A 13,103-nucleotide genomic window follows, 5' to 3' on the forward strand; every position below is an offset into this window, starting at 1 on the left:
TTCCCATCCCGAACAGAGAAGTTAAGCCCTGTCGCGCCGATGGTACTGGGGTTACACCCGGGAGAGTAGGTCGCCGCCCTCACCTATATGCCCCCTGTCCTACAAGGACACGGGGCTTTTTTTTGTGCCATAAAACATAAGAAGACCTTAAAACAGGTACTGATGCTGTATTTTAATAGCGGGTTGCTTAAACACAAAAGCCAAGAACTTTACTAAATGCCAAAGAAAAATAATTGAAATGGTAGTAAAATTATAATCGTGTAAAGATTATGGTATTGTTTCAATAAAATCAATAAAGTATTAATTGTTATAAATGATATTTTGTAGACCTCCAATTTTTTATTCTTTTGTAAAAAAATCACTATCTTTGGTAATTAGATTAAAACTTTGCAATATTATTCTGCATGGATTAATGATTTACAAAGTTTACAATAATGGAGGAGTAACTAAGTTTGGTTTTTTCAATTTCTTAAGACTTTTATATGTTGTTAATTATATTTTCTGTTTTGACAGCCTTTTTCATTGGGGTGATCATCACTCCCATGTTGATATTTTTTATTAAGAAAGGTAACCTACTAGATAAACCTGGAGGAAGAAAAATTCATAAGTATTCAGTGCCATCCATGGGAGGAATAGCTATTTTTTTAGCCCTATTAGGAGGTGTTCTCATATGGCTTAATTTTCAGCAATTGGTGGAAATAAGGTTTTTTATGATGGGACTGGGGATCATGTTTATACTAGGGCTAAGGGATGATTTAGTGGAGTTAACAGCTTACCAAAAGTTAATCGGTCAACTTATAGCCATCATAACAGTTGTTGTTTTGGGAGATGTAAGAATTCATAGTTTTTATGGTTTTTTGGGCATTGATGAACTTCCGATTTGGTTCAGCTATTCTTTGACTATATTTTCAATCATTGGGCTTACCAACGCTTTTAATTTAATTGATGGGCTAGATGGTCTGGCAAGTACATTGAGCTTGATTACGTTTGTATTCTTGGGCTCATGGTTTATTTACTCTGATTATACAACATATGGATTTATAGCCTTCACATTTGTTGGGGCAATTCTTTCTTTTATGGTTTACAATTGGCATCCTGCCAAAATATTTATGGGCGATACCGGCTCGCTGACATTAGGATTTACCCTTTCTGTTTTGTGTATTAAGTTTATAGAAGCTAACGGTACTGTTCCTGAAGGGATGTTTAAATTTGACGCACCATTAACAACTAGCATAGTCTTAATGATTGTGCCGTTTTACGATACACTAAGGGTTTTTATAAGGAGAGCAAGCAAAGGAAAATCTCCTATGGCAGCAGATAAAAGCCATGTACATCATTTTTTATTAAGAATGGGGTTCAGGCATGATCAAGTTGCCTTGATTTTAGGTAGTGTGAAAATCCTATTTATATTGATAGCAATAGCAAGCTATAAAATGCCAGACATAGTTATGATCCCACTAGTGGGGAGTGCCGTGATTTGTGCTGGTCTGATCCTAGATAAAATCACCTTAAAAAGGGTAAAAGATATTGTTAGGGATTCACCAAAAGTTTTGTCGCAAAGGTCTTACCATGGAGTAAGGGGGAAAGTTAAAATTGATAAAAGTGTTCTAAAAAGTGAAAAAGTTAATTTAAACTAATCATAGTGTAAAAGCTTTTTTTATAGATTCTCTTTCTTTTTTATATATACAATGTGTGTTTTAAGTGTTTATTGATCTTTTAATCACTCTTCTTGTCAATTGAAGGATTGTATTTTTAAGTAATAATTCCTTTTCTTTGATGTTCCTTAAATGAAGTGAAGAATTTATGGAGTGGATAAAGTTATCAGAACCCCAATTTGAAGATGTTATATGTAGTGAAGTCAATGAGGCAATTCTGAAAAAGGAAGTAGGTTATGTGGGTGGGTATATTGATGCTTTTACTAATCAACTACGTGATTACTTGAACTTTCCACATATTGGCTTGTTTAGCTCAGGTACAGCTTCTATTCATCTAGCTTTAAAATTACTTGACGTAAAATCTGGAGATGAGGTAATATGTCAATCGTTAACCTTTGTTGCTTCGGTTAATCCTGTAACTTACTTAGGGGCAAAACCAATATTTATAGGCAGTGAAGTATCAGGTTGGAACATGTCTCCGAATTATTTGGCTGCAGCTTTGGAAGATAGAAAGAAAAAAGGACGTCAAGCTAAAGCAATAATTGTAGTGCACCTCTATGGCATGCCGGCCAATATGGAAGAAATTATGCGGCTTTCTAACGAATACGGTGTTCCTGTGATAGAGGATGCCGCGGAAGCACTAGGGTCAAAAACTTCCAAAGGCTTTTGCGGGACATTAGCCGATTTAGGAGTTTTATCATTTAACGCCAACAAGATCATTACGACAGGTGGGGGAGGAGCATTATTAGCCAAGTCGGAAGAATTAATCACTAAGGCCAGATTCTTAGGGCTTCAAGCCAAAGACCCTGCGCCACATTATGAGCATAGCGAACTAGGCTTTAATTATGCCTTTAGTAATTTAAACGCTGTTTTGGGCTTTACTCAATTTAAGAAGATAGATTATAAAATAAGGAAAAGGAGAGCTGCTTACGAACATTACAAAAGGAACATTGAAGCTAACGGGCATATTACTTTTCAAGAAGGTCATAGTGAAGATTTTAGTAATAGATGGCTGACGGCTGTGATTGTTCCCGATACCAGTATTTCCGTTAAACTACAACATTACCTAAGAGAAAATTTTGTAGAGACTAGGCCTGTTTGGAAGCCTATACATTTACAGCCCTTATATAAGGACTGTGATTATTTTGGAGATAGGCTTGAAGAGAATTTATTTTATAAAGGTATTTGCTTACCCTCAGGAAGCGGTTTAAGAGAAGAACAATTGTTCAAGGTCACCGATTTACTTAATGAGTTTATGTCCCCCCTTTTTAGTTAAGATGTATAACTTGATAATTAAGCCTGTTTTTGATCGATTTTTTGGTGTATTTGGTTTAGTACTCTTTTCGCCTTTAATAGCTCTGCTTATAATAGTTTTATTTATTGAATTAAGAGAAAACCCTTTTTTTCTACAAAAAAGGGTCGGTAAAAATAATAGGGTTTTTAATATTATTAAATTTAAGACAATGAGACCTATAAAGGACCGGTATGGGAAGTTATTGTCTGATAAGGACCGTTTGACTCCAATAGGAAGATTTTTAAGAAAGACATCAATTGATGAATTACCACAGTTTTTTAATCTTATAATGGGCAATATGAGTTTGATTGGACCACGGCCTTTGCTGGTTAATTATTTACCTTTGTACGACGAGGATCAAGCCAAGAGGCATTTGGTAAGGCCAGGTATAACTGGTTTAGCTCAGGTAAATGGAAGAAATTCGATTTCATGGGAGGAGAAATTTTCATATGATATTGAATATGTTAACAGTAAAAGTTTAAGTCTCGATGCCAAGATTTTAATAAAATCATTTTTTCAAATTTTTAAATCACAAGAAATTTATACTCAAGGGGAGGAAGTTAAACCATTTTTAGGTAATGAATAGCTTTTGAAGAGAAATACGCCTGTGGTTTTTGTGATAATTGTAGTATTTTTGTTTTTATTTTAGGAGTGTTTGTTTATAGATATCAACATAATATTTTATTATTTGATTAGTTTTAAATGAAACAAATGTAAATGTATGTTGTATTTAAATACATGAAATACATTATGTTGAGTGCTTGTTGACCGTTGCGTAGGTTGAGAGTATTAGTTTGTTTGAAATGATCAAAATCTTTTGCAGTTTAACTATTGATTTTGATTTGAAATAATGACATTTTTAAGCAAACATAGTAATATGATAAAGTTAATCGCCCGAATATTGGACGCTGCGGTTCTTTTTCAATCAATCATTTTAGCATTTTTTATTAGACTCAATTTTGAGTGGGATTTGATGGAAGATTACTCTATCATTGAAAGCAGCTTTTTGTTTGCATTCATTGGTATGGTTGTGGGGATACTTTGTAAGAGATGTGATTGGATGGGAAGTAAGGCAGGGTTTAGTAACATTGTCGCGGTCATAAAGATTGTGTCAGTGTCTTTTTTAGTAACCTACTTTGCAGGGGAGCTGGTAGAATTATGGTCTGGAATGGATTATTTTCTGCCCTTATCGGTACTTATTATTGCCGCATTGGTTTCCTTCTTTGTAATGACGTTCTATAGGTTACTTTTCAAAGAGGTATACTCATACTATATTTCTGGGAAATATCCTCATAGGAAAATTGTGATTTTCGGAGGAGGTGAAGCGGGAAGACTTTCTAGGATTGCATTAACCTCTGAAACCGGTTCTAAGCAAAAAATTTATGCTTTTTTGGATGATGATCCTAGTAAAGAGGGAGAGAAGATAGGTGGCTTACCAGTCTATTGTGGATTGGATAAACTAACTCAGCTTCAGGAAGAATTGGGAATTACAGATTTGTTGATTTCAGTAATGTTTATTTCGCCCAAAAGAAAAAGAGAAATTATCGAGGAGTGCTTAAAGCTTAATATCAAGGTCAGTATTGTCCCTTCTATTGATGAGTGGGTAAAAGGCGATTTTAGTGCTGGGAAAATAAGGAAAATCAAAATAGAGGATTTGTTGTGCAGGCAAGAGATTTCTTTAGATAACCCTAAAGTCTTTCAGCAAATTAGTGGAAAGGTAGTTTTAGTTACAGGAGCAGCAGGTTCTATAGGGAGTGAATTATGTAGACAGATCATCACGAATAAACCTGATCTGCTCATAATGGCAGATAAAGCCGAATCGGCTTTGTATAATGTTGAACAGGAATTTAAGTCTGCAAATTGGAAGTCCCCTATTAAGCCTATTTTAGTGGATATTCGGGATGTAAAGAAGATGGAACAAATCTTTAAAGAATATAAGCCGGATATTGTTTATCATGCAGCTGCTTACAAGCACGTTCCTATGATGGAAACTTATCCAGAAGAAGCTGTGACTAGTAATGTCTTGGCTACCAAAAATTTAGCAGATTTGTCTGTGTTTCATAATGTTGAACAGTTTGTGTTTGTAAGTACAGATAAGGCAGTTAACCCTACAAATGTCATGGGGGCTTCTAAGAGAATTGCAGAGTTGTACATTCAGGCATTAAGCGAATATTTGGATGCTGAACAGGGACAGACAACTAAGTTTGCAATAACTCGGTTTGGAAATGTACTTGGTTCCAATGGCTCAGTTATACCGTTGTTTAGGAAGCAGATAGAACAAGGAGGGCCTGTATTTGTTACTGACCCGAACATTTCTCGTTACTTTATGACCATTAGCGAAGCATGCCAGCTAATATTGGAAGCAGGTACAATGTCTAAAGGAAGGGAAATATTTATTTTTGATATGGGAGAGCCTGTCAAAATATTGGATTTGGCCAAGAAAATGATCATGCTTAGTGATAAAAAAGTAGAGAAGGATATAAAAATTGTCTTCACAGGGTTAAGAGACGGTGAAAAACTGTATGAGGAGTTGGTATGTAATACGGAAGAATTGCAGGTTACGCATCATCCAAAGATAAAAGTGATCAAAATGTCTCCTGTTGGGTTTAATCGAATCAATTATCAGGTTGAATTTTTCGAAAGATTATTGATTATTAACTCTGAAACAGATATTGTTCGACACATCAAATCGATTGTCCCTGAGTATATTAGCAATACTTCTAGGTTTACTATGCTGGATCGTCTTAATTGATTCATTTTAATTGGGAATTGATTTGGTTGTAAATCAGATTCTTAATAAAATGAAGCTTGGATTTTGCTTTTTTAACAAGTCTAAATTCTAAGAATTTTATATCTTGCGGTGATGGAAAATTTCGTAGTCTCAGCAAGAAAATATAGACCTTCCAATTTTAAAAGTGTAGTTGGGCAGCAGCACATCACTACTACCCTTAAGAATGCTATAAAAAACAACCATTTGGCGCAAGCATTTTTGTTTTGTGGGCCAAGAGGGGTGGGCAAGACTACCTGCGCCAGAATTTTGGCAAAAACTATAAATTGCGAGAACCTTTCTTCAGACTTCGAAGCTTGTAATGAATGTGAGTCTTGCAAGGCCTTCAATACCAATAGCTCCTTTAATGTACATGAACTAGATGCGGCTTCTAATAACTCTGTGGATGATATTAGAAATTTGGTGGACCAAGTAAGGTACGCACCGCAAAAAGGATCCTACAAAATCTATATAATTGATGAGGTTCATATGCTTTCTACACAAGCATTTAATGCTTTCTTGAAAACACTGGAAGAACCACCAAAGTATGCTATTTTTATTCTAGCTACCACAGAGAAGCACAAGATTATCCCTACCATATTGTCCCGTTGTCAAATATTTGACTTTAATAGAATTCAGATAAAAGATATATCGGAACATTTACAATATATCGCTTCTCAAGAAAATATTGGTTATGAGGATGAAGCACTCAGATTAATTGCCGCTAAGGCTGATGGTGCGCTTAGGGATGCCCTTTCTATTTTTGATTTGATTGTTACTTATTCAGCGGGTAATAAGCTGACCTACTCAGAAACTATCAATAACCTTCATATTCTGGATTATGATTATTATTTCAAGGTAACAGAGTCATTATTGGAGGAAAGTATATCTAATGTATTGTTGATTTTTGACGAAATCCTCAAGAAGGGTTTTGATGGACACAATTTTATCATTGGATTGAGTGAGCACTTTAGAAATTTGATGGTATGTAAGGATGCAGCAACTGTTGAGCTATTGCAAGTTTCAGAAAGTGCTCAAGAGAGATATGTAGAGCAAGCCGCAAAGTCTAACCTGTCTTTTTTGTTGTCAGCATTGAATATCTGTAATCAATGTGATATCCATTACAAGGGAAGTAAAAATCAAAGATTGCACGTTGAATTGGCCTTGATGAAGCTTGCCAAACTCCCTCAGGCCATTTCATTGGCTGCATTGGCTCAAGAAGAGACAAAAAAAAAAGACTAGCTAAGAAGAAACTTTCTGATTCCAATAGTACCGGGCCAAACCAATCTGGATCAGGATCTGTACAGACTGTCAAGAAGGAATTAAAGAAAACTATGCCTATTCCCTCGAATATTTCCGAGGTGAAAAGAAAGGTTAAAGATCAACTTAAAGAGCAAGAAAATTCCGTTGCAACCAAACCTGAAAAGGAAGATGTGCTGTCTGGTCAAGAGCTTAGGAGCACGCCATTTGATCAAGGTAAGTTTGGCGCTGTATTGGAAGATATTATAGCGTCGTTCAAGTCTCAGAAGAAACACTTGGAATGTACCGTTCTCAAACAGCCTTATCAAGTTAATGGAAGTAAAATTAACTTTTTTCTAAACGGAGAGCTTCAAGAACACTTGTTTGTGAAGCTTAAGCCTGAGTTAATGGGGATAGTTAAGAAGAAACTCCAAAACGATTTAGTAGAGCTAGACTTTGAGGTAAAGGAAGATGCAGTAAGTGAGGAGAAAAAGTTATACACCTCAACAGATAAGTTAGCTTATTTGACCAAGAAATCACCAGCTCTGAAAGAGCTTCAAAAAAGGTTTGGCTTAGAAACAGACTTTTAAAAGTCTATGCCTAGACCAAAATTAATTAAATTCTGGAGCTGAATGGCCCTCGATTTGGCCCCGTCTTCCATTTCTATATAAACGTTTTCGTCATAGATCAATACCGTTTCAATTCTGGTACTAATATACTTATTGACCTTCATACTGATGGTGGAGTTAAAGTTAACGACCATATTACCAAACTTACCATAATTGGAGAATAGGTTGAGGTCAGCTTTCCATGTAATGTTTTCCATCACTTTGGTGTTGATAGAGGTACCTAAGGAAGCTCCTGCTTCAGGTCTTACCGGGTCTCCCGGAATCACACCAAAAGCCCCTGCTTGGCTCAAGGAATCATTCAGGACAATAGTGAAACGACCAGTAAAAGGCGATAGAATGGCAGAGAACTTAAAGTCTTTTTTTTCCTTTTGATAGTTAAGACCTGTTGATGATTGTACATAACCAGGGCTTAATAAATCAGAAATGAGATTTCTTGAATCTAAGTCTGATCCGGAGGGCTTAAAGTATTTGTAGCCTTCCAATAGTTGGGTTCTTGCTTCAAGTTGCGTGGACATATAAAAACCCTTTGAGAGCTCTCGTCCATATTTGCTGACAAACTTAAAGTTGTCATTTGTTTTTCTTGTTCTATAAGATCTATCGGCCTGTCTGTTGAAACCAAAATTGATGGTCAAAGAGGTTTCCCAGATTTTTTTGTTCTTTTTATAATTGGCAAAAAGGCTAACGCCGGTATTCAAAGCAAAGGAACTAGCTCCACCTGCAGCCCAATTGGACAAACTGACTTGCTGTACACTTAGGTTGTAATTTCCGCCGGACTTCCAGTAGGTTTCTTTGACTTCCTCTTTTACTATTAGGCTGTCTCCTAGCATGATCAATGTGTCTCCATTGATGAGTACGGTATCCGGTACGATTTGTGGATTACCATCTTGGGCTGAAGCAAAATGGAAGGTGGTTAAAAAGAATATCAATAAAAATGCAAAGTATTTGACCATTTAGGACTGAAAATTTATTGAGTTACAAATATACATTTCTTAAAAGATTGTAATTAGTTCTTTTTGATGATTAGCTTTTGGCCAACCTGTATGATAGATTGGTTAGCAATGTTGTTCCAGTTTTGTATATCAGCAACACTTACGCCATATTTTCTAGCGATTCCATATAAGGTTTCCCCTTTTGCTACAGTATGAGTCTGAGAGATGGACTTGGAGGTGGTAGGCTCAGGGTGTACCTTGTTTTGGTTGGAGGTAGGTTGTTGAATATAATTAGCCTGCTGAGCAGCTGGAGGAGGGGCTACCTTCTGATATTGAATTGGTTCGTTTCTTCTTCTGTAATCCCTGAGTTTTAAAATCATCCCTTCCCTCAAATCTTCATCTTTGTAAATTCTGTTTTTTGCCTTTAATGAATGTAACCTAATTCCGTACGCCTGCGAAATTTCCCAAAGTGTTTCTCCTTTTCGAACTACATGGGTTTCAACTGCTGCCTTGCCTTTTTTTCTCTTGATATAATAGTAATTCCCTTGAACAACCTGGGTTGATTTGGAAAGGTCGTTTACCCGTTTGAATTTACCCTCTTTTACACCGATTCTTTCTGCAAAATCCGCTGGGTTGGAATTTACTGGAGCGATAATACCTTTAATCCCATTTATTTTAATTTGTCCCGCTTCATAAGGTTTGGTTTGGATTCCTGTTATTTTAGGAAACCCAGCTGCGTTTTTGGCTGTAGTGCCTACTGCTTTTGTTGGCTCAGTTGAAGAAGAGGCGTTTTGACTGGATATTAGGACAGGTTTGAGGGGCGCAGACCCCGCAGTAATATATGTGAGGGCATAGGTCTTTCCCTCAGGGATTTTTTTTCCAGATACCCATTTATTATACTCTTTTAAATGATCTTCTGATACCCCTAGGTTTCTGGCAAGCTCTCCTAATGAAGTGGGACCTTGTACAGCGATTTCCTCTAGGTGTTGGTTGCTGGTGAATTTTCCAATTTGGTTTTCAAAGGCAATTTTATGTGCCAAGTATTTTTTAAAGTACCAATGGGTATTTTTGGTGATCTTCATTGACTTGTTGCCATTATACTGGCTTCCGAAGTAATTCTTTGCGCCACCAAGTCCCATTTGGTAAGAAACCAAAGCACAGACCCAATTGTCGAAATAGTTATTGTGTTTCTTTAAGTACAAAGCTGCTCCACGAGTTGAAGCGACAATGTTTTTTCTTTCGTCTATTTGGTTGTCTACCTGTAGGAAAACTTCTTGAGCAGTGCCTTTTTTAAATTGCCAAAAGCCTACTGCATTTGAAGTAGAGATAGCATCCGGGATTAATCCACTTTCCTGAATTACCAAGTATTTGACATCGTCAGGTACACCTTGCTCTCTCAAAACTCTTTCGATGATAGGCATGTAAAGGTTAACTCTTTCTAATTTAACCTTAAAATAGCTTGGGTTTCTGCAAAGTGCATCCACATCCAGTTGGATATCTCTTTGGGCTTGATCATTAAGATGCAAAGTCATATTTGCAAACTTAATGCTATTGGGTACCCTAGGGGCCTGAGCATAAAGTAACGGAGAAAGTGTTACGAATAGGATAAAAAGAAAACAGGATAGTAATTTAAACTTAGAAGAAAACATGTGGCAAGATCACTAAAGAGATAAGCAATTACAGATTAAAACGTTCCGAAATCCAGAATAATATATGAAATTATGCTTTTAAGAAAATAACTATTTATAGTTTTCGAGCCATTAAGATCCCATCCCTAATTGGAAACAGTACATTTTCAACTCTTGGATCAGCATTGACCATGTCATTAAAATCCATTATTGCTTTGGTGTCCTTGTCTATTTTTTCTGATGAATCTTTCAGTACTTTTCCTGACCAAAGCACATTATCTGCCATGATCAGTCCCCCTGAATTTACCTTGTCAATGACCAAATCATAGTAGTTGGAATAATTTTTCTTATCCGCATCTATAAATACCATATCAAACTTCTCATCTAGACTGGGTATAATATCCATAGCATTTCCAAGCTTGTACTCTATTTGTGAGGAGAGGCCTGATTTTTCAAAGAAGCTTCTGACCATTTCTTCCAATTCATCATTAATGTCCAATGTGATCAGCTTGGCGTTTGTTTCCAGTCCCCTTGCCATACAAATGGCAGAATAGCCAGTATAGGTTCCTATTTCCAATACCACTTTGGGTTTTTGCATTTTCGTAAAAAGCTCTAGTGTCTTTCCTTGGAGGTGACCAGATAGCATTCTCGGCATAAGGACTTTGGCATGTGTTTCCCTGCTGATAAGCTGCAAAAGTTCATCTTCAGCAGTGGTATGTGTTTCACAGTAGCTGAGGAGTTGTTCACTGATAAATTCCATGTCTAATTGGGTAAATAGGTTAGATAACTTAGTTCGTCTTCTCTGAAAACTTCCTGAGCAATATCCTGAAGTTCTTCAGATGTGGTATTGCGGATGATACTGAATATATGATCCAAAGAATCAATCTTGCCTTTGTCCAAAAGGTTTTTTCCAAAGACTAGCATGAGAGCAGCATAGTTTTCTTCAGCCATGGCCATTTGACCAATGGTTTGTTCTTTGGCCATATGTAGTTGTAGTGTGCCTAGTTTTTTCTCTCTCAGTTTTTTCAACTCTTTCATGACCAAGGTTCGCGCCTTTGGAGCAGTTTTTTCTTCCGTTCCATAAAATATCCCAATGAAACCAGTATCTCTATAAACTTGATACGCTGATTCTACACTGTAAACGTAGCCATATTTTTCCCTAAGTGCCAAATTCAACCTGGAGTTCATGCTAGGTCCCCCAAGGATGTTGTTGAGTAGATATAGTTTGTATCTCTTTGGGTGATAAAGTGAGTAGGCTGGCTTTCCTAAAGCACAATGGGATTGGGTAATATCTTTATGAATGGTTTTTTGTAAAGGTGTATAATGACCAAAATCACTTCTAATGTATAAGCTTTTCTTGGTGGGGATTTCATTCAGTTTCGGTTCCAGTTGCTTGAGGACTTTGTTAAATGAGATATTTCCCACTACAGAAAATACAATTTTTGAAGTATCCATTCTGGTGGAGATGAAATCAAAGAAGTCTGTTTGGACAAATGAATTGACCGTGTCTTCTGTACCAAGGATATTTCGGCCAAGTGAGTGGTTTTGAAAGACTACTTCATCAAACTCATCTTGAATGGCATCATCCGGTGAATCACGGTACATGGCCATTTCTTCAAGGATTACCTGGCGCTCTTTCTCTATCTGCTTTTCTGGAAAGGTGCTGTGAAAAGTAATGTCATACAAAAGTTCAGCAGCTTTATTAAAGTGTTCCTTAAGAATGGTGGAATAAAAGCATATTTTTTCTTTGGTAGTATAGGCGTTTAACTCACCTCCTACTGATTCTAGCCTGTTGAGAATGTGAAAAGCTTTTCTCTTTTTTGTACCTTTAAAAGCCATGTGCTCCCAAAAATGCGCAAGTCCAGCTTGTTCAAACGTTTCATCCCTGCTTCCAATATCGAGAATAAATCCGCAATGTACCAACCTAGTATGAGTAACCTCGTGATGGACTATTCGAATTCCATTCTGTAACTCTTTGATATTATATGACATGTATTAAATCTCTTTCAACTTTGAAATTACAAAAATAATGTACTTTATCGGGATATTTTTTTTGAGGCTTTTAATATGTTAATTTTATCTTGTTGAAATAAGGACTTGTTTCGACAAACGACTTCAAAATAAACCATGATGGTGAATAGCACAGAACTGAAGGCTTCATTGATTGTTTCAGTTTACAAAAACACAGATTTTCTAAAAGCAGTATTGGATTCTTTGGCTTATCAAACAGAGAATAATTTTGAAATTATTATTTCCGAAGACGGTGACTCGGAGGAGATGAAAAAATTTGTTGATAATTACCAATTTAAGCATCAATTCCAGCACCTTAGTAGAGAAGATAAAGGTTGGCAGAAGAACAGCGCTTTGAACGAGGCGATACGTTCTGCCAAAGCAGATTGGTTGGTTTTCATTGACGGGGATTGTGTGCTCCATCCTCGCTTTATGGAATTTCACCTTGAGCTTGCTGACCCTAAATCAATTCTTGCCGGCAAAAGAATAAAGTTGGATCAAGAGACATCCCAACTTTTGTTGTCCGGAGAAATACCTGTAGAGGAGATGAATAGGTTTTTGAAGAAGAATTTTAATAATGTGAAGAAGAGAGGGGCGCAGTTTGTTGAGGAAGGCTTTTTCATAGACCCTAAGGGTATTTTAGGTTTTTTGGTGAGGAAAAGATCAATGCGCCAATTGAAAGGTTGCAATATGTCTTTCCACAAAAAGGCAATTTACGATATAAATGGGTTTGATGAGGACTACATTCGGCCAGCGGTAGGGGAGGACATTGATCTTCTCTGGAGATTTGAGGGGGTGGGTTGCCGTATCAAATCTGTCCGTAACCTAGCTGTTCAATACCACCTTCATCATAAAGAGAGTTGGACAGATCAAGAGGAAAATATGCGATTGATGGAGAGCAATATCGCCCAAAAGAAATATGTATGTGAAAATGGCCTAAACAAATTCTAGT

Annotated in this window: 11 protein-coding genes and 1 rRNA gene; 8 read left to right on the top strand and 4 right to left on the bottom strand. The window is 36.6% G+C overall.

Annotated elements, in window-relative coordinates; all coding sequences use genetic code 11:
• From rrf to IFO69_RS20510, 7 genes are all read left to right on the top strand, one after another.
• Positions 1-82: ribosomal RNA gene (gene rrf, locus IFO69_RS20480) — 5S ribosomal RNA — on the top strand; the annotation flags it as partial.
• Between the two features lie 460 nt (positions 83-542).
• Positions 543-1,637: an MraY family glycosyltransferase gene (locus IFO69_RS20485; RefSeq protein WP_225444238.1), complete on the top strand. Its 1,095-nt coding sequence runs from the start codon at positions 543-545 to the stop codon at positions 1,635-1,637.
• Between the two features lie 166 nt (positions 1,638-1,803).
• Positions 1,804-2,931: a DegT/DnrJ/EryC1/StrS family aminotransferase gene (locus IFO69_RS20490; RefSeq protein ID WP_192012022.1), complete on the top strand. Its 1,128-nt coding sequence runs from the start codon at positions 1,804-1,806 to the stop codon at positions 2,929-2,931.
• A gap of 1 nt (position 2,932) precedes the next feature.
• Positions 2,933-3,535, top strand: coding sequence for a sugar transferase (locus IFO69_RS20495; protein ID WP_192012023.1), 603 nt, complete (start codon positions 2,933-2,935; stop codon positions 3,533-3,535).
• Between the two features lie 291 nt (positions 3,536-3,826).
• Positions 3,827-5,701: a polysaccharide biosynthesis protein gene (locus tag IFO69_RS20500; protein ID WP_192012024.1), complete on the top strand. Its 1,875-nt coding sequence runs from the start codon at positions 3,827-3,829 to the stop codon at positions 5,699-5,701.
• Between the two features lie 111 nt (positions 5,702-5,812).
• Positions 5,813-6,958, top strand: a complete 1,146-nt coding sequence (locus tag IFO69_RS20505) for a DNA polymerase III subunit gamma/tau (RefSeq protein ID WP_192012025.1) — start codon at positions 5,813-5,815, stop codon at positions 6,956-6,958.
• A gap of 92 nt (positions 6,959-7,050) precedes the next feature.
• Entirely contained in the window at positions 7,051-7,545 is a 495-nt protein-coding gene (locus IFO69_RS20510) for a DNA polymerase III subunit gamma/tau (protein ID WP_192012026.1), read from the top strand.
• Here the strand turns inward: IFO69_RS20510 and IFO69_RS20515 are convergent.
• The 4 genes from IFO69_RS20515 to IFO69_RS20530 form a co-directional block, all read right to left on the bottom strand.
• Complete coding sequence (locus IFO69_RS20515) at positions 7,542-8,534, bottom strand: DUF3078 domain-containing protein (protein WP_192012027.1); 993 nt, start codon at positions 8,532-8,534, stop codon at positions 7,542-7,544. The two genes, IFO69_RS20510 and IFO69_RS20515, sit on opposite strands and share 4 nt — an antisense overlap.
• A gap of 53 nt (positions 8,535-8,587) precedes the next feature.
• Positions 8,588-10,045 carry a LysM peptidoglycan-binding domain-containing protein gene (locus IFO69_RS20520; protein ID WP_225444239.1) on the bottom strand — a complete coding sequence of 486 codons (1,458 nt, stop codon included), beginning with the start codon at positions 10,043-10,045 and terminating at the stop codon, positions 8,588-8,590.
• A gap of 211 nt (positions 10,046-10,256) precedes the next feature.
• Positions 10,257-10,901, bottom strand: coding sequence for an O-methyltransferase (locus tag IFO69_RS20525; RefSeq protein ID WP_192012029.1), 645 nt, complete (start codon positions 10,899-10,901; stop codon positions 10,257-10,259).
• 2 nt (positions 10,902-10,903) lie between these two features.
• Positions 10,904-12,133 (bottom strand): M16 family metallopeptidase, encoded by a 1,230-nt coding sequence (locus IFO69_RS20530; RefSeq protein ID WP_192012030.1) that lies wholly within the window; start codon positions 12,131-12,133, stop codon positions 10,904-10,906.
• Between the two features lie 135 nt (positions 12,134-12,268).
• Here IFO69_RS20530 and IFO69_RS20535 point away from each other — a divergent pair, with 135 nt between their 5' ends.
• Positions 12,269-13,102, top strand: a complete 834-nt coding sequence (locus IFO69_RS20535; RefSeq protein WP_192012031.1) for a glycosyltransferase — start codon at positions 12,269-12,271, stop codon at positions 13,100-13,102.
• The last annotated feature ends 1 nt before the right edge of the window (position 13,103 follow it).

The sequence above is a fragment of the Echinicola arenosa genome (assembly GCF_014841125.1).
In the GTDB taxonomy this organism is placed as follows: Bacteria; Bacteroidota; Bacteroidia; order Cytophagales; family Cyclobacteriaceae; genus Echinicola; species Echinicola arenosa.

Excerpts from the sequence above, each read along its gene's own strand:
- IFO69_RS20515 (WP_192012027.1), bottom strand. The coding sequence starts at position 8,534 with ATGGTCAAATACTTTGCATTTTTATTGATATTCTTTTTAACCACCTTC.
- IFO69_RS20485 (WP_225444238.1), top strand. The coding sequence starts at position 543 with ATGTTGATATTTTTTATTAAGAAAGGTAACCTACTAGATAAACCTGGA.
- IFO69_RS20510 (WP_192012026.1), top strand. The coding sequence starts at position 7,051 with ATGCCTATTCCCTCGAATATTTCCGAGGTGAAAAGAAAGGTTAAAGAT.
- IFO69_RS20525 (WP_192012029.1), bottom strand. The coding sequence starts at position 10,901 with ATGGAATTTATCAGTGAACAACTCCTCAGCTACTGTGAAACACATACC.
- IFO69_RS20535 (WP_192012031.1), top strand. The coding sequence starts at position 12,269 with ATGATGGTGAATAGCACAGAACTGAAGGCTTCATTGATTGTTTCAGTT.
- IFO69_RS20520 (WP_225444239.1), bottom strand. The coding sequence starts at position 10,045 with ATGACTTTGCATCTTAATGATCAAGCCCAAAGAGATATCCAACTGGAT.
- IFO69_RS20490 (WP_192012022.1), top strand. The coding sequence starts at position 1,804 with ATGGAGTGGATAAAGTTATCAGAACCCCAATTTGAAGATGTTATATGT.
- IFO69_RS20530 (WP_192012030.1), bottom strand. The coding sequence starts at position 12,133 with ATGTCATATAATATCAAAGAGTTACAGAATGGAATTCGAATAGTCCAT.
- IFO69_RS20500 (WP_192012024.1), top strand. The coding sequence starts at position 3,827 with ATGATAAAGTTAATCGCCCGAATATTGGACGCTGCGGTTCTTTTTCAA.
- IFO69_RS20505 (WP_192012025.1), top strand. The coding sequence starts at position 5,813 with ATGGAAAATTTCGTAGTCTCAGCAAGAAAATATAGACCTTCCAATTTT.
- IFO69_RS20495 (WP_192012023.1), top strand. The coding sequence starts at position 2,933 with ATGTATAACTTGATAATTAAGCCTGTTTTTGATCGATTTTTTGGTGTA.